At 64.2% G+C, this 15,454-nt stretch carries 15 protein-coding genes; 4 read left to right on the top strand and 11 right to left on the bottom strand.

Annotated features, from left to right (window positions below; translation table 11 throughout):
* The first annotated feature begins 82 nt into the window (after positions 1-82).
* The 3 genes from obgE to MOP44_RS27670 all read left to right on the top strand — a co-directional run bounded on the left by obgE (position 83) and on the right by MOP44_RS27670 (position 4,132).
* Positions 83-1,102, top strand: a complete 1,020-nt coding sequence (gene obgE, locus MOP44_RS27680) for a GTPase ObgE (protein ID WP_260793806.1) — start codon at positions 83-85, stop codon at positions 1,100-1,102.
* Positions 1,103-1,192: 90 nt separating this feature from the next.
* On the top strand, positions 1,193-2,533 hold the full coding sequence (argG, locus tag MOP44_RS27675) for an argininosuccinate synthase (protein WP_260793805.1): 1,341 nt from the start codon (positions 1,193-1,195) through the stop codon (positions 2,531-2,533).
* Positions 2,534-2,875: 342 nt separating this feature from the next.
* Positions 2,876-4,132, top strand: a complete 1,257-nt coding sequence (locus MOP44_RS27670; protein ID WP_260793804.1) for a GGDEF domain-containing protein — start codon at positions 2,876-2,878, stop codon at positions 4,130-4,132.
* Here the strand turns inward: MOP44_RS27670 and MOP44_RS27665 are convergent.
* The 9 genes from MOP44_RS27665 to MOP44_RS27625 all read right to left on the bottom strand — a co-directional run bounded on the left by MOP44_RS27665 (position 4,077) and on the right by MOP44_RS27625 (position 12,522).
* On the bottom strand, positions 4,077-5,486 hold the full coding sequence (locus tag MOP44_RS27665) for a DUF58 domain-containing protein (RefSeq protein ID WP_260793803.1): 1,410 nt from the start codon (positions 5,484-5,486) through the stop codon (positions 4,077-4,079). The two genes, MOP44_RS27670 and MOP44_RS27665, sit on opposite strands and share 56 nt — an antisense overlap.
* Positions 5,483-6,460 (bottom strand): AAA family ATPase, encoded by a 978-nt coding sequence (locus tag MOP44_RS27660; RefSeq protein WP_260793802.1) that lies wholly within the window; start codon positions 6,458-6,460, stop codon positions 5,483-5,485. Before MOP44_RS27660 ends, MOP44_RS27665 begins: the two co-directional genes overlap by 4 nt.
* A 135-nt stretch (positions 6,461-6,595) precedes the next feature.
* Complete coding sequence (locus MOP44_RS27655; RefSeq protein WP_260793801.1) at positions 6,596-7,831, bottom strand: DUF4350 domain-containing protein; 1,236 nt, start codon at positions 7,829-7,831, stop codon at positions 6,596-6,598.
* Entirely contained in the window at positions 7,828-8,040 is a 213-nt protein-coding gene (locus MOP44_RS27650; RefSeq protein WP_260793800.1) for a hypothetical protein, read from the bottom strand. The genes MOP44_RS27655 and MOP44_RS27650 overlap by 4 nt, the downstream gene beginning before the upstream one ends.
* Positions 8,037-9,143, bottom strand: coding sequence for a DUF4129 domain-containing protein (locus MOP44_RS27645; protein ID WP_260793799.1), 1,107 nt, complete (start codon positions 9,141-9,143; stop codon positions 8,037-8,039). The genes MOP44_RS27650 and MOP44_RS27645 overlap by 4 nt, the downstream gene beginning before the upstream one ends.
* Complete coding sequence (locus MOP44_RS27640; RefSeq protein WP_260793798.1) at positions 9,143-9,373, bottom strand: hypothetical protein; 231 nt, start codon at positions 9,371-9,373, stop codon at positions 9,143-9,145. Before MOP44_RS27640 ends, MOP44_RS27645 begins: the two co-directional genes overlap by 1 nt.
* Positions 9,370-10,284 (bottom strand): hypothetical protein, encoded by a 915-nt coding sequence (locus tag MOP44_RS27635; RefSeq protein ID WP_260793797.1) that lies wholly within the window; start codon positions 10,282-10,284, stop codon positions 9,370-9,372. The genes MOP44_RS27640 and MOP44_RS27635 overlap by 4 nt, the downstream gene beginning before the upstream one ends.
* Positions 10,281-11,438 carry a procyclic acidic repetitive family protein gene (locus MOP44_RS27630; protein ID WP_260793796.1) on the bottom strand — a complete coding sequence of 386 codons (1,158 nt, stop codon included), beginning with the start codon at positions 11,436-11,438 and terminating at the stop codon, positions 10,281-10,283. Before MOP44_RS27630 ends, MOP44_RS27635 begins: the two co-directional genes overlap by 4 nt.
* Entirely contained in the window at positions 11,431-12,522 is a 1,092-nt protein-coding gene (locus MOP44_RS27625) for a glycerophosphoryl diester phosphodiesterase membrane domain-containing protein (protein ID WP_260793795.1), read from the bottom strand. Before MOP44_RS27625 ends, MOP44_RS27630 begins: the two co-directional genes overlap by 8 nt.
* 273 nt (positions 12,523-12,795) lie before the next feature.
* Between MOP44_RS27625 and MOP44_RS27620 the strand changes: the two genes are divergently transcribed.
* On the top strand, positions 12,796-13,251 hold the full coding sequence (locus tag MOP44_RS27620; protein ID WP_260793794.1) for a DUF5818 domain-containing protein: 456 nt from the start codon (positions 12,796-12,798) through the stop codon (positions 13,249-13,251).
* A 193-nt stretch (positions 13,252-13,444) separates the two neighbouring features.
* Here MOP44_RS27620 and MOP44_RS27615 read toward each other — a convergent pair whose 3' ends face one another.
* Together MOP44_RS27615 and mltG are read right to left on the bottom strand one after the other, a co-directional pair.
* Entirely contained in the window at positions 13,445-14,401 is a 957-nt protein-coding gene (locus tag MOP44_RS27615; RefSeq protein WP_260793793.1) for a LolA-like protein, read from the bottom strand.
* A complete protein-coding gene (gene mltG, locus MOP44_RS27610; RefSeq protein ID WP_260793792.1) occupies positions 14,398-15,438 on the bottom strand; it encodes an endolytic transglycosylase MltG in 1,041 nt (346 codons plus the stop codon). Before mltG ends, MOP44_RS27615 begins: the two co-directional genes overlap by 4 nt.
* Positions 15,439-15,454 lie beyond the last annotated feature (16 nt).

Below are 15,454 nucleotides of genomic sequence, written 5' to 3'. Positions count from 1 at the left end.
GGGAGACGGCACTTTCGGCCCGGGACGCGCTGTGGATGGGCGCGCGTTTACGCAATCTCTGCCGGATGCCGGATTGGAACAAATGTTTATTGATGAAGCAAAGATTCGCGTGAAAGCCGGCGACGGCGGTAACGGGTGCATGGCCTTTCGGCGCGAGAAGTTTGTGCCGCGCGGGGGGCCTTCGGGCGGCGACGGCGGCCGCGGCGGCGATGTGGTGATGGTGTCGTCGCAGCGGCATAACACGCTGATCCATTTCCGGTATAACCCGGAGCACAAGGCGCAGCGAGGCGAGCACGGGATGGGGTCGAACTGCTCGGGCTCGGACGGGCACGACATCGTGCTGCAGGTTCCGGTGGGGACGGCGGTGTACGACACGGAGACGGGCGAGCTGGTGCACGACTTCCAGGAGCCGGATGAGCGCGTGATTGTGGCCAAGGGTGGCCGCGGCGGGCGCGGGAATCAGCATTTTGCCACGTCGACGCACCAGGCGCCGCGGGAGCACGAGTTGGGGCGGCCGGGCGAGGAGCGGGCGTTCCGGCTGGAGCTGAAGCTGCTGGCCGATGTGGGTTTGGTGGGCTATCCCAATGCGGGCAAGTCGACGCTGATCTCGAGGATTTCGGCGGCGAAGCCGAAGATTGCGGATTATCCGTTTACGACGCTGGAGCCGAATTTGGGCGTGGTGACGGTGGGAGAGGCTCCGTATGAGGAGTCGTTTGTGGTGGCCGACGTGCCAGGGCTGATTGAGGGCGCGCACGAGGGGCATGGGCTGGGCGTGCAGTTTTTGCGGCATATCGAGCGGACGCGCGTGCTGGTGCACCTGGTGGATGTGTCGGATGCGTCGGGAAGGCTGGACCCGGTGGAGGACTTCAAGGTCATCAACAACGAGTTGGCGAGCTTTGGGAATGGGCTGGAAGACAAGCCGATGATGGTGGTGGCGACGAAGATTGATGTTGCGAATCCTGAGAAGCTGAAGAAGCTGACGGCGCATGCGAAGCGGCGGAAGCTGGAGTTCCATGCGATTTCAGCGGTGACGGGCAAGGGGATCGACGAGCTGAAGTGGGCGCTGGCGAAGCGGCTGCGGGTGGCTGCGGCTGCGGATTAACACACAGCACAATCAACAACCTTAGAATTGAAGAGTCGCTTCCTTTTTGAAGGTGTGGCGGATCTCTTTCCCCGAAAGGGCTGCACGGTTATGTCGAACATTCTGGAACATCTTCCGGTTGGCGAGAAGGTGGGTATTGCGTTCTCTGGCGGGCTGGATACGAGCGCCGCGCTGCACTGGATGAAGCAGAAGGGCGCGCTGCCCTACGCCTACACGGCCAACCTGGGCCAGCCCGACGAGAAGGACTACGACGAGATTCCGCGCAAGGCGCTGGAGTATGGGGCGGAGAAGGCGCGGCTGATTGATTGTCGACCGCAGCTTGTGCGCGAAGGATTGGCGGCGCTGCAGTCGGGGGCGTTCCACATCACTACCGCCGGCGTGACGTATTTCAATACGACGCCAATTGGGCGCGCGGTGACGGGCACGATGCTGGTGGCCGCGATGAAGGAAGACGATGTGTCGATCTGGGGCGACGGGTCGACCTTCAAGGGCAACGATATCGAGCGCTTCTATCGCTATGGGCTGCTGGTGAATCCCGAGCTGCGGGTGTACAAGCCGTGGCTGGATGCGGCGTTCATCGACGAGCTCGGGGGGCGCGCGGAGATGTCGGCGTTCATGCAGAAGTCGGGCTTCGCGTACAAGATGAGCGCGGAGAAGGCTTACTCGACTGACTCGAATTTGCTGGGTGCGACGCATGAGGCGAAGGATCTTGAAAGTCTGTCGTCGAGCATCCGCATCGTCGAACCCATTATGGGTGTCGCCTCCTGGCGCGAGGATGTTCCGGTGAAGGCGGAAGAGGTAACGGTTCGCTTCCACGAGGGGCATCCGGTGGCGCTGAACGGCAAGGAGTTTCCGAATTCGGTGGAGCTGATGCTGGAGGCGAATCGCATTGGCGGGCGGCACGGGCTGGGGATGAGCGATCAGATCGAGAATCGGATTATCGAGGCCAAGAGCCGCGGAATCTACGAAGCGCCGGGCCTCGCGCTGCTGTTCATCGCGTATGAGCGGCTGGTGACGGGCATCCACAACGAGGACACGATCGAGCAGTATCGCGAGAACGGGCGGAAGCTGGGGCGGCTGCTGTACCAGGGGCGGTGGTTCGACTCGCAGGCGATCATGCTGCGGGAGAGTGCGCAGAGGTGGGTGGCGCGTCCGATTACGGGCGAAGTGACGCTGGAGCTTCGACGCGGGAATGACTACTCAATCTTGAATACCGAGTCGCCGAACCTGACGTTCAAGCCGGAGCGGCTGAGCATGGAGAAGACGGAAAGCGTGTTCTCTCCGCGGGATCGGATCGGGCAGCTCACGATGCGCAATCTCGACATCACCGATACGCGCGATAAGCTGCTGACGTATGCGCAGGCGGGGTTGTTGACGCTGAGCACGGGGGCGAATATGCCGCGGCTGAAGGATGATAACGAGGGCGATTGATTGGGGGCGGTCTTTTCGGCGGTTATGCATTCGCCGGGGGCTAAAGCCCAGAGTCAATCAGGGGAGCGGCATGCGGGCTGCCTGAAGGCAGCCCCTGATACGAAGCCCCTTCCGAGTGGCTTTTGCAGCAAGCAGTGAAATCGTGCCCTGATACAAAACCTGTTCCGCCTGCGGCGCGGTAGGGGAAGCACTGACATTTGTGTGTCGATGACTATTTTGTTGTACTTAGAGTTCGCGCTCGATGTGCGACCATGAGAGTCGAAACGCGCGTAACGAGAGGACTCCCCCAACTAGCGCACCGTCGCGAGAGTACCGCCCTAATCCTGCGCCCCTGAGAGGCAGATGTTGATGCCGTATCTGATGTTGGGATACGCCGCCGCGGCTTTGCTGCTGCTTGTCGGGGTGGAAGTGTGCAGCCGGGCTGTGCCGGGGCTGCGGGGCGTGCGGATCCTGCGCTGGGCCATGATCAGCGCGGTTGTGGGCGTGCTGTTGCTGGCGCTGCGGTCGCATGCGCCGAACTGGATTTCGATTCTCTGCGCGAACGCGGCGATCTACGCGTGCATTCTGCTGATCTACTGGGCGACGGCGGAGGCGCTGGACGCGCGGGCGCGTTTTCTGCCCTGGGGCGGAGGGCTGATTCTGGCGGCCCTCGGCGGGCAGGCGTTCTATGTCTATGCGCACGACAATCTGCTGGCGCGGGTTCTGATTTCGAGCACGGCGATGGCGATTGTAGCCGGGGCCACTGCGGCGCTGCTGTTCCGCTATGAAGAGCCGGTGGAGGAGTGGGCGCAGAGCGGATGGAGCTTGCGCGCGCAGACGCGGGCGCTGGCATGGCTGCAGGTGGCGAACGGGCTGGATCACGTGGCGAGGCTGGTGCTGTCAGTAGTGTATCCGCCGGCCAGCTATGTGCATATGGATGTGATCCAAGCCGGCTTTACGTACGTGAACATGCTGCTGAATGTGGCGGCGAGCTGCGGGGTGATCTGGCTTGCGTTGAGCGTGCACCGGCGCGGGCTGCAGAAGGCTGCTGGGACCGATGGATTGACGGGGCTACTGAATCGGCGGGCGTTTGAGGAGATTCTGGCGCGGGATCTGCGGCGCGCGAACCGCGACGGGCGAACCCTGCCAGTGCTGCTGCTGGATATCGATCACTTCAAGGCGGTGAACGATTCGCTGGGGCACCAGGCGGGTGACCAGGTTATTCAGCGCGTTGCGGATGCATTGCGTGACTGCATGCGGCCAAGCGATGTTCTGTGCCGCTTTGGCGGCGAGGAGTTTGTGATGCTGCTGAACGGCGCGACGCTGGACCAGGCGGATGAGATTGCGCGACGCCTGCGGACTGAGATTATGCTGCTGACGCGTTTGCCAGGCGGACTGCGCCTGACGGCGAGCCTGGGGGTTGCGACCAGTCGTGCGGGTGAGTTGCCGGAAGAGCTTTTGAAGCGCTGCGACGAGGCGCTGTATCGATCGAAACGCGCGGGACGCAACCGGGTTACGGTGGACGGGATGTTGAGCGCGGGAATGCGGGGAAAGCCCGAGGAGCTTATACCATGGCGCGCTCTTTCACCGTCAGGTACTGATTCAGCACGGCCGAGGTGAGTTTTTCGGGGTCTAGGTCCATGGTGAGCGCGCCCTGCTCGCGAAGGCGGGCGAGGAGCAGCTCGCGGCGGCCGGCCATCTCCTGCGCGGCGGCGGCGCGAAACATTTCATCGACAGTTTTGGGGCGGGCGGAGGCGATGCGATCGACTTCAGGCTGCGCCATGGCGACGAAGAGCAGGACGTGGCGCTTGAGGAGCTGTGTGGCTCCGTCGATGACCTCGGGGCGCATGGCGGTCTCGGCGAGGTCGGTAATCCACAAAATGAGGGAACGGCGCGGCTGGAGGCGGTTCAGCACCGCGGTGGCGCGCAGGTGATCGGCTTCGCTGGTTTCGGCGCGGGCCTGGGCGAGGAGTTCGATCATCTGGCGGAGGTGGGCTGCGCCGCGGCCGGGGAGCAGGCGCTGCTGCACGTTCTGTCCGTAGGCGAGCAGGCCGACGCGATCGCCGGAGAAAAGGGCGAGCTGCGCGAGGGCGACGGCGGTGGAGCAGGCGTAGTCGAGCTTGGTATGCGGGTTTGCGACGTCGAGTTGATGGAGTGAGCCGCTCCAGCGTTGGTGCCGCATGAGGCGGCCGCAGTCGAGCACGATCCAGACGGCCTGGCTGCGCTCGGTTTGATACTGGCGGGTGATGAGGCTGCCGCGGCGGGCGGTGGCGGTCCAGCAGATGTCGCGGAGGTCGTCACCCTCGCGGTACTCGCGGAGGCTCTCGAAGTCGCGGCCGAGACCGCGCTGGCGGGCCTGGCGGAGTTGGAGGTCGATCTGGCGGCTGCGCGCGAGGAAGATCTGCTGATCTTCACTGGTGCGCAGCGCGGGATAAACGCGGACGGTTTGCGTAAGCGGCGCGAGGGCCCAGCGCTCGGCGAGGCCAAGGGGCGAGCGATAGCGGATGTAGAGCGATCCGGTTTCGCAGTCGCCGCGTTGACGGGGCGTGACGCGGTAACGAACTTTTGCAGACACGCGGGGGAACGCCGTTACGCGCTGCTTGATGGGTTCGGCAGCCATGGCGGCGGGCAGATCGTCAGTGAGGATGCACTGGACGATGATGCGGCCGTGGTTCTCGATGGCGAGCTCGATTTCGGTTTCGGAATCGAGGGCGGGGGCGTTGCTCCAGCTGCGCTCGGCGGTGAGCAGCGTTGGGCTAGGCAGGCGGAGACCGTCGAGCCAGGCGGCGAGGAGAACGAGTCCGGCCCAGACGAGCATGGCGTAGCTGAGACGCGGCATGTAGAAGCCGGGGATGAGCAGCAGGAAGCCAGCGGTGAGCAGCGCGATGGCGCGCGGGGTGAGGCCGTAGGCGAGCTTGCGGCGGCGCTCGCAGGCGGCGCGGACGGGCTCGGGATGGAGGGAGGGAGTGATCACTGGCGCGGCACCGGGACTGCGGCGATGACGTCGGTGAGGACGCGGTCGGCGTCGAAGCCTTCGAGTTCGGCTTCGGGCTTAAGCATGACGCGGTGGCGCAGGACGGGCTGGACGGCGCGCTTGACGTCGTCGGGGACGAGGTAGTCCCGGCCATCGAAGGCAGCGGCGGCCTGGGCGACGAACATGAGGCTGAGGGCGGCGCGGGGGCTTGCGCCGAGCAGGAGCGTGGGCCACTCGCGCGTACGGCGGGTGATGGCGAGGATGTAGCGGTAGAGCTCGGGCTCGATGCGGATGCGGCGGACCTCGGCGCGCGCGGCGGCGAGGAGGCCTTCGGGGATGGGCTCGATCTGTGCATCGTTGAGGATGCCGGCGCCGGTGCTGGCGTGGTGCATCTCGAGGACCTTGAGCTCTTCTGCTTCGTCGGGATAGGCGACGCGGATCTTGAGCAGGAAGCGGTCGAGCTGCGCTTCGGGGAGGGGGTAGGTGCCTTCGAACTCGACGGGGTTCTGCGTGGCGAATACGGTGAACCAGGCGGGGAGCGTGTGGCGGTTGCCGTCGGCGGTGACCTGGCGCTCTTCCATGCACTCGAGCAGCGCGGCCTGGGTGCGCGGAGGCATGCGGTTGATTTCGTCGACGAGCAGGAGATCGGTGAAGACGGGGCCGGAGTGGAAGACGAAGGAGTCAGTGCCGGGCTTGAGGATGGTGGTGCCGAGGATGTCGGCGGGCATGAGGTCGGGGGTGGCCTGTACGCGCTGAAAGCCGAGGCCGAGCAGGCGGCCCGTGGTTTTGACGATGAGCGTTTTGGCGATGCCCGGTACGCCTTCAAGCAGGGCGTGGCCCTGGCAGAGCAGGGCGATTAGGACCTCTTCGATCACGGCGGATTGGCCGGCGATGACGCGGCCCATTTCACGGCGCGCGTGGTCGATGAGCTGGCGTGTGGCATGGAGTGATTGAGTGCCTTCTTGTATTTGCATCGATTCCCCGTTCGTGTTTTTCTGCGGCATTGCGGCACGGATAAATCCGTGCTTTTCAAACGTAGTCCCTTCGGGACTTGGCAGCGCTTGCGCTGCTTTCCCCACGCTGAAGCGCGGGGCTAACAAACTCTGCGCCTACGGCGCGGTTGTTAACTCACTCACTTTCATTTCGGTGAAAGCGGTGGTGCGGTTGGCTATGGCGTCTAGCTTCTCAGTGTGTGCGGCTAACAACTGCACGAGGCGTAGGGCTTCTTTGGGATTCAGGGTGTCGTTGGTGGCGGCTTGTTCGCATGCGTCCAGATCGCCCTCGAGCGTGGGGTCGGCTTTTGGGAAACGGCGGCGGATCACGGCGGCTACTTCGGCAGCATCGATGCGCTGCACGCGCATGCCGCAGAGCCAGAGGGCATGACGGCGGAAGCGTTCCCACGCGACGGCGACGGCGGTGGAGGCTGCGCCAGCGTTCTTGTAGAGCGAGCCGAGTGCCTCAAGGAACTCGATGGGGGTGGCGCGGATGGGCGGCGGCAGTTCGCGGACCGGTCCGCTGCGGCGGCTGAAACTGAACAGGATAAGGAGGACGAGCAGGGGAATGCCGATTTCGAGCAGGCGAAGGGCGGGTCCGGTGGCGTAGCTCCAGGAGGACCGGATTTCGCCGTGCAGAGATTCATCCCAGTAGAAATGTTTGCCTTCGTGGGGCCCAAGCGAGTTGAGGAACAGATCGAGGTTCTGGGCGCGGGTGAGGGAGGCGTTTTCAAGCGGGGTGGAGCTGGCCCACCAGATGACGTGGCCGTCGCCCCAGTCGTACTCGAGGACGGCGGGCTGGCCGGCGCAGTCGTATTGCACGCGGACGGCGGGGTTGCCGGGCTGCCAGGTGGCGCTGGGGATCATCCAGACCTCGCCGGAAGAGGCGAGCGGGTCGAGGCCCTGGGGGGTGAGCTGGCAAGCGGTTGGGGAAAACGAACTGCCGGGGGCGGCGGACTGGCCGGGCAGCAGGAATCCGCCCCAGAAGCCGGTGGCGAGGACGCGGCCGCCTTTCTCAAGGATCTGGCGGACGGCTTTCATGTCGTCCTGCTCGCGGGTGAAGGGCTCGGCGAAGATGACGACGGTTTGGGGGCCGGCTTGGGCGGCTAGTTCGCCGAGGGGGCGCTCCCAGCGCTCGATGGGGTAGCCGGCGCGCTCAAGCATTTCATAGGCGGCGAGCGCGCCGTGCTTGCCGGAGAGGTAGGTGGAGGGCAGGCGGTTGTCGTCGTTGTCGGAGTTGGGGAGCAGGAGGCCGGTGGCGATGGCGAGAATGAGGGCGGCGCTGACGGCTAGGACGAGGACCTTGCGATCTTTGGAGTCTAGGGAAGGGAGGAACCAGGAGGGGGCTTTCATTGATTACCCTCTTGTTGATGACGGCTGCGCACGCCCAGCCATATGCCGAGAATGAGATCAAGCCCTGCAATTCCGGTGCACACCAAGATGGTGGTTTTGTTATGTGAATAAAGCAACACGAGTCCGAAGGCAAGCCAATAGCAAGCGCTGAGTGACAGGGCGATCGTTAGCCATTTTGGTTGGGGCTTGTTTCGATACTCCTGACTCATCGCGGCTGTCCTCCGCTGTCGAAGAGGGCAGACGCGAGTTCATCTGCGCGATGGTAGTCGGATTCGGCGGCGGGACGGCCGCCGTACCAGGTCCACTCGAACTCGCGGGTGAGGGCGCCGAGGCCGGATTTGCGCGGGTCGTCGGGGGCAACGAGGGCGAGGTATTCGCGGGGCGTCCGGGCGCGGTCGGCGGGCCAGAGCTTTTTGGATTCGAGGCGGGAGATGGAGGCCCAGTAGAGGAAGTGGATGGCTTCGCGCCACTGGCTGCGGGCTGCCGCATCGCGGGCGTCGTTGAGCCACAACTGCCAGTCGCGTGCGGAGGCTGCGCTGGGGGCGGGGCGGTCGGCGTCGGGGACGAGGCGGATGCGCCAGCGGCGCTCCATTTGGAGCAGGCCCCAGATGAGGCCGACGCCGACGAGGGTGAGGAATCCCCAGACGAGGGTGCGGCCGACCCAGGCGGCGTGGGTCTGCTGGCGGCTTAGCCAGTCGAAGGCGCGGTAGATCCAGTTGCTGATGCGCTCGGCCGGGGTGGGGCCCTGCGCGGCCTGCTTGAGGTTACGGAACTCGCGGCCGGTGAGGACCTGATTCAGGACGGCGCGCTCCTGCGGATGAGGGGGGAGGGGGGATGCGGCTGCGGCAGCCTGGTCGATGTCGTCGGCCAGGCGGTCCTGGGCATCGTCGAGGAGCTGGGAGGTGGTGGCGACCGGCTCCGGTTTGTCGTCCGGCTCGCCGGGATTGAGGGGAGGCGGGGTGGCGCCTTTGGCTTTCACGGCGTCGTCGGGGTGCTGGGCGCGCTCCAGGAGGACGCGGAGCCAACTGAAGCGGACTACACGCTTCTGGCCGGCGGCGCCCCAGGGGACCTCGTCGTCGGGTCCGACTTTGGCGGGGTCACAGGTTTCGGCGGTGCGGGCGCCGGCGCAGGCGGCGGTGAGCTTCTGGAGATCCTGGAGGTGGGCGCGGTATTCGGATAAGGTAGCGGAGCGCCAGCTGGCGGCGGGGGGCTCGGGGTGCTCCTGCACTAGCTGGGCGCGGGCGGTGGGGGATGCGAGCGCGCAGAGGAGTGCCAGCATTGCTGCAGGCAGGAGGCGTTTGGGACGAGGCATCACGCGGTGGGTTCCTCCACCGGAACAGACGCGGGGGCGGGCGCGGCGGGCTCGGGCGTACTCTGGGCGGGGCCGGGCGCGATGGGGATTGGTTCCGTCATTCCTGCGGAGTGCATCATCCACTCGATGTCGAAGCCTTCTTTGCGTATGCGCTGATCATAGTAGAAAGAGTTCCGGAAATTGCATTTGCGGGAGTCGCCGAGGCGCATGGGGCGGAGGGGTTCGGTCATGCGGGTTCCTCGCCCGCGCTGGTTAGAGCGGCGGGTTCCGCGATTGTCTCCATGCCGGCCTGTTCCATCATGAGCGCGATGTCGAGGCCTTCCTTGCGTACGCACAGGTCGTAGTAGACGAGCGTGAGTGCGATGAACTCCAGCGGCATGAAGACCAAGTCCACCAGGAGATTCCAGAAGTTCACGAGGAAGGGGGCAAGGAAATCGGAATGCCGGGCGAAAGGTCCCCAGGCGTTGAGAAGGCCGATAAGCCAGTCTCCGCTTCCTTTTAGTGCCCACAGGATTCCGAGTGGCAGGAGGCCCGCCCACATCACTTTCCAGCGGTAGCCGTCGCCCAGCGTTACGCTGCGATCGATGGAGGGGCCGGCTGGGGTCCTGAGAATGGCGGTCGCCGGAAACGCGAGGAGATAACGCGCCCAGACAAGCCCGCACGGAATTGCGCACAACGCGACGATTATGACGGCAAAGGCAACCCCGCCCTTGCTGTGCAATGCCGATAGCAAGGCGGTCGCCACGAAGTAGAGGATGACGACGGGCCAGAACGACATGAGGCCCTGCATGATCGCGAGGCCGACAAGACTTGCTTTGCGATTGCTGAATGATCCGTAGGCGCTGCGTACCGTAGCGGCCCTGCTCAGCGAAAGCTGCGAGGTTGCCCAGCATTGCGCGGCCGTTGCTACTGGAGTGATGATCAGATTCCCTAACAAGAGGACGATGACGGTCAGCCCGGAGATGGCATAACCGATACCCCTGCCGTCGGCGCGAAAGAAGTCGCCGGCTGTTGACATGGCGAACTGTGCGATAGCGGGCGGCAGAGCGATGCCGAAGAAGAGGCCGAGATTGGTGCGGAGCAGTTGGATTGCTCGGTCGAGGAGTTCGCCGAGGCGCATGGGGCGGAGCGGCTGGTTCATGCGGAGGCTCCGGCGATGGGCTCGTGAGGCTCGGGTTCGGGTTGCTGTTCGGTTTTGGCTTGCGGCTCGGGGACCTGCGGCGGGGGTGTGAGAGCTTCGGGTGCGGGACTTGGCGGTGCGCCGTCTGCCGAGATCGAGCGCGTTGAGGGCAGCCAGGGCGCGAGTTGCGGCTGGGGGGAGGGGGCGGCGATCATGCCGGCTTGCTGCATGAGCCACTCGATGTCGTAAGCCTCTTTGCGGACGCGCTGGTCGTAATAGAAGAGCACGAGGGCGATGGCGATGACGGGCATGGTGAGCGCGTTCGAGACGAACGACATGGCGTACATGCCCATGAGCGAGATGGTGCCTGCGAGTTGCGCGTTCTGCGGGGAGTTGAGCCCCGGGATGAGGTAGATGGCCAGCATGAGGGGGACGGTGACGAGCAGAGACGCGATCCAGCTGAGGGCGAGCACCATGGCGAAGAGCGCGAGCATGCGCCAGCGGGTGCCTCGGCATAGCTTCCAGGCGCGTTTGAGGGCGTCGATGGGCCCGGCTTTTTCGATGACGGCGATGGGGAAAGCGAGGCCGATCTGGATCATGATCCAGATGACGTAGACGGCCAGGGCCATCATGGTGAGGAGCACCAGGACGACCGTGAGTACGCCGGTGGCGGCTCCGCCGCCTCCGGCAGTGCCGGCGATGGCTGCGCCGACGGCGGCCACCATGACAGCGGCGGTCCACAAGGTGGAGGGGACGCCGAAGATGATGACAGCCTGGAGAACGAAGAGGCCGATGTATTGCCAGCCGCGCTTCCAGACGGATTTGAGTGACGAGGCGATGGCGATCTGGCCGCCGCCGAGGACAACGGAGCTGGCGGCCTGGCAGAGGGCTGCTCCGCAAAGGGCGTTGGAGGCAATGAGGAGTGGCAGGGCGATGAGTCCGAGCGCCATCATGCCGAGGAAGACGAGTGCGAATGTTTCGGGTTTCGGCGTGGCTGCAGGGCCGGAGAGGAAGCCAGTCGATGCCAGGAGCAGGACCATGCCGCCGCTGAAGCCCATCATCATTCCCGCGGGGATTGCGGCCAGGCCGAAGAAGACCAGAAAGCGGGAGCGGTAGAGCGTTACCGTCCTGTCGAGGATCTCGCCGAGTGTGGAGGGCCGCAGGGTCTCATTCATGCAGGGTTCCCGGAGTGTCGGCGGCGGGGGCAAGGTCGGCGGTTGGCAGTTCGGGTTGGGATGCGAGTACGGGCTCGGCTGCGAGGGTTGGTTCGACGGTGCTGATGGATTCAGTATTGACGGCGGGCGCGGTGATGGCTGGTCCTGGTGTCATGCCGGCGGCGAGCATCATCCACTCGATGTCGTAGCCTTCTTTGCGCACGCGCTGGTCGAAGTAGAAGAGGGTTACGCCGGTTGCGCCGATGGGGCCGAGGAACGTGTTGGTGAAGAACTGGATGACCTGGGAGAGAGCGCTGACGCCCGGGGCGATGTGGGCCGGATGCTTGAATGCCATGACGAGAACGAAGGACTGCGTCAGGCCGACCAGGCCAACCTTGATTACGAGGACCAGCAGAAGCAGGGCGAAGATGCGGGGGCGCGCGCCCTTGCTGAGTTCGATGCTGCGCTTGATGGCTGCTCGCGCCTTGAGGTTTTCAACGACGCAGGCGGGAATGGCGAGCGCGTAACGGATGTTCATCCAGACTGCGTAGACCAGACAGGGCAGGAAGAAGAGAAGGAGCCCCACGCCGACGATGGCGAGGATAGCCGGATCCTGGGAAGGAGTGGCGGCGGGACCCGTGGGGGCTGTGCCTGCTGAGGAGGCGTGTTTGGCCGGGATGAGGAACATCGCAAGTATGAGCCCGCCATAGACGGAAAGGACGGGGCCCCAGGCACGGAAGAAGGTGATGGTCATGAGCCACAGGTAGCGGCCGAGTTTGGGGAGGGTGCTCGCGTATGCGCTGCGGATGGTGACGGGTTCGCCGAGGTTTACGGCGGCGACGGCGCGGCTGATGGCGGCGATGGCTGCGCCGAGCAGCAAGAAGATGAAAATCAGCCTGAGTCCGCCGACGCTGAGCGACGCTATGGCGGCCCAGGTTTTGCCTTTGACGAGGGTGATGAGGCCGAGCTGGAGCAGCGCGAGCACAAGGGATACGGCGGCATAGATGGAGAACATTCCGGCGAAAAGCAGGAAGTTAGTGCGGTATAACTGCGCGGTGCGGTCGAGTATCTCGCCCAGAGTAAGTGGACGGAGGTTCGTTTCCATGCCGGTCGTTCTCCCAATGTGTGTTTGCCGGATACTAGCATAGGGGCGGGTGTTTGTATCCGACTGTTTCAGAGAGGGTGTTTTTTCCGGAATTGGGTATTTCTTACTCTACTTGCGGTGAGGGAGTTCCGGGTAAGTACTAGGTAGCGCAACGGCTTCCGATTTGGCCCGTGACTTGCAGGCTCACGGCAGAGCGAGAGAGCGGTTCGGAGAAGACAGATGCCCCAGGCGGTATCACACTCCGGACCGCGGGGCCCTGGAGGTGCCGCCGCAATGAAGTCGGGCATTAAGCGCAGCTTGTTTGTCGGCATCTCAATGGCGCTCGTCGCCTTGACTGTCCGCCGCTACAACCGCGATTCGGAGATCAATGCGGGGCCCGATGGGCCCTCGGGCGGATCCGGCGGTAACGATAAGATCGACCACTCATCGGTGACTGGACCCGTTCTCGCGGATCAGCCGGTGCCTATCGCGATTCGACGGCCTGCAATGGTGGCGCCCACCGTCACCTTCAGCGGGACGGTTGTGCGCAGCGGGCCGCGCTTTGCGTTGCGGGAAACCGCGGGCGTTCTTTATCCGCTGGATTCGGCCGGACGCGCATGGCCGTTTGAGGGTGAGGACGTGCGCGTCACCGGCAAGCTGGATCTGGATACGCGGCTGTTGTACGTGGACGCTATCGAACCGGTGGACGGAATTCTTGGTGGATCTAGCCTGCCGATCTCCGCTGCTTAGTGTGATCCGATGGTCATGAACGGCCCGGATGCATCCCTCGGGGGCTAAAGCCCCAGTTCAATGGAGGGGACCGCATGCGGGCTGCCTAAAGGCAGCCCCTGATACAAGACCTGTTTCGAATGGCATTTCCAGCAAGCTGTGAAGCGGTACCCTGATAGAAGGCCCGTTCCGAATAGCCTTATGGGCGCGTCGCCTAGTGTGATCCGTTCTCGGCGGTCTGGCCGTTCAGGTGGTGGATCTTGGTGTCCGCGGGCATCTGCGCCTTGAACTGAAAATCCTCATCCTTGAGCGGCGCGTTCTCAGTCACCTTCTCGAGCGTGAGAGTGATCTGAAGTTCCTCGACCGGGCGCTTGATGGTGATGGTTGAGGGGTACCGGTTTTCGCCGTACGTCGTATAGCCCGAGTAGAAAACCTGAGTGCGCAGATTGCCCTGATCGTCGTAGAGGTCCTGCTGGTGTGGGAGCAGGTCTTCGCGGCGGAAATGGATGACGCGGACGGGCGACAATCCCTCGCTGCCCGGCTTGCGACGCACGATGTTCAGCAGGTATTCGGGCACGAGCAGGAGGTGCTTCTTGGAGGCGTCTTCAATGGTGTCGGTGTCGGCGGTGACGTAGTACTCGTCGCCAGGATCGAGGCCGCGCACAACCAGCGAGTCGAAGAAGAAGCCGGGGCGCAGATTCTCGAACTGGTTGGTGGATTTGGTCTGCGATTCGGTGGCAGGTCCTTCGATGGCCTCATTCTTGGAGGGAATCCAGAGGGTGAAGTCCTTGCCGTCCGAGCTCATGTCGAGCAGGCGCGTGCCCACGACCGGCACGCGGCCATAGACGCGCAGCATGGAGGGCTTCTTCAACAGGATGATGCCCCGGATGGAGGGATACTCGCTGGACTCGCCCTTCTGCTGATGGGTGACCGTGGCCTTCATCTCGACGGTGGCGTTGAGTGTCTGCAGGGCGCTCCAGCGGTCGTTGAGCCGCTTCACCAACTCGTCGGGAGTGGCATAGAGAGTAATGACGGGCGCTTTGGGAACGGGCAGCTTGCGCCGGGTAACCAGACAGCCGGATAGCAGAATGGGCAGACCAAGGGCCGCGACGGCAATTCGCCGAGTGAGCCTGCGCGCCTGCCCCAGCCTTGCAGGGGGTGCCAGTGTCACTGGTTCCCCTCTTTCTTCACGGCATCGCGATATCCGGCCACGTTGCGGTTGTGCTCTTCGAGAGTGGCCGCGAACAGTGACTTGCCTTGCGGATTCTTGCTGGCCGCCACGAAATAAAGATAGTCGGTCTGGGCGGGCTGCATGGCCGCTTTCAGCGATTTGATTCCGGGATTGGCGATGGGTCCAGGGGGGAGGCCGGGATGCATATAGGTGTTGTAAGGCGTATCGCGTTGCAGGTCGCTGGCGTAGATGGTGCCGCGCCAGGCGTTCTGCAACTGCAGGCCGTAGATCACGGCGGGGTCGGTCATGAGGGGCATCTGCTTGTCGAGGCGGTTTTCAAAGACGCTGGCTACCAGGGGGCGCTCGCCGTCGATAGCCGTCTCGCGCTCGACGATAGAAGCCAATGTCACGACCTGGTGCACGTTGTGATTGAGGCCGAGCTGCAGCGCTGCCTGGCGGAATCGCTTGACCATGAGTGCGGCGATTTGGGGCATCTGCTCCTTGGGGCCGATCTTGTAGGTGTCGGGGAAGAGGTAGCCCTCGAGGGTTTTGGCCTGAGGATCGATGTCGGAGAGCAGGCCGGATTCCTGCCGCGCTACGTTCACGAATGAGGCCGCGGGGCCGAAGCCAGCCTGCTCGAGCCGCGCACCGATATCGAACATGGTCGATCCCTCGGGGATGGTGACGGCGATGGCATAGGTGTCACCGCGGCGGATGCGGTCGTAGATTTCGCTGACCGGCGCGGGATGGTCGAATCTATAGTCGCCCGCCTTCAGGCTGCCGTGCTGCAGCCAGCGCTCGACGTAAAAGGCGTATTGGCTGCGGATGATTCCGGCTCCCTCAAGCTGCCGGGCGATGCGCATGGTGGATGAGCCGGGCAGAACTTCGACAAATGTTTCCTGTTGAGGGCCGTAAGGGGTGTACAGGACGAAGGCAGCAAAACCTGCGGCGGCCAGGATAGCCAGGAGAAACACGGCGAACACAACCCGGCCCCAAGAGCCGCGCCCCTTTGCTGTCGACCGTCTGCGGCTCGCCATTCCTCTGCGGTACTCC

Source organism: Occallatibacter riparius, from assembly GCF_025264625.1.
In the GTDB taxonomy this organism is placed as follows: Bacteria; Acidobacteriota; Terriglobia; order Terriglobales; family Acidobacteriaceae; genus Telmatobacter; species Telmatobacter riparius.
The sequence above is the reverse complement of the archived record's forward strand: the minus strand, read 5'-3'. Positions and strand labels throughout refer to the sequence as shown.

Coding starts and splice junctions, on each gene's coding strand:
- obgE (WP_260793806.1), top strand. CDS start 83: ATGTTTATTGATGAAGCAAAGATTCGCGTGAAAGCCGGCGACGGCGGT.
- argG (WP_260793805.1), top strand. CDS start 1,193: ATGTCGAACATTCTGGAACATCTTCCGGTTGGCGAGAAGGTGGGTATT.
- MOP44_RS27670 (WP_260793804.1), top strand. CDS start 2,876: ATGTTGATGCCGTATCTGATGTTGGGATACGCCGCCGCGGCTTTGCTG.
- MOP44_RS27660 (WP_260793802.1), bottom strand. CDS start 6,460: ATGCAAATACAAGAAGGCACTCAATCACTCCATGCCACACGCCAGCTC.
- MOP44_RS27655 (WP_260793801.1), bottom strand. CDS start 7,831: ATGAAAGCCCCCTCCTGGTTCCTCCCTTCCCTAGACTCCAAAGATCGC.
- MOP44_RS27650 (WP_260793800.1), bottom strand. CDS start 8,040: ATGAGTCAGGAGTATCGAAACAAGCCCCAACCAAAATGGCTAACGATC.
- MOP44_RS27645 (WP_260793799.1), bottom strand. CDS start 9,143: ATGCCTCGTCCCAAACGCCTCCTGCCTGCAGCAATGCTGGCACTCCTC.
- MOP44_RS27640 (WP_260793798.1), bottom strand. CDS start 9,373: ATGACCGAACCCCTCCGCCCCATGCGCCTCGGCGACTCCCGCAAATGC.
- MOP44_RS27635 (WP_260793797.1), bottom strand. CDS start 10,284: ATGAACCAGCCGCTCCGCCCCATGCGCCTCGGCGAACTCCTCGACCGA.
- MOP44_RS27630 (WP_260793796.1), bottom strand. CDS start 11,438: ATGAATGAGACCCTGCGGCCCTCCACACTCGGCGAGATCCTCGACAGG.
- MOP44_RS27625 (WP_260793795.1), bottom strand. CDS start 12,522: ATGGAAACGAACCTCCGTCCACTTACTCTGGGCGAGATACTCGACCGC.
- MOP44_RS27620 (WP_260793794.1), top strand. CDS start 12,796: ATGAAGTCGGGCATTAAGCGCAGCTTGTTTGTCGGCATCTCAATGGCG.
- mltG (WP_260793792.1), bottom strand. CDS start 15,438: ATGGCGAGCCGCAGACGGTCGACAGCAAAGGGGCGCGGCTCTTGGGGC.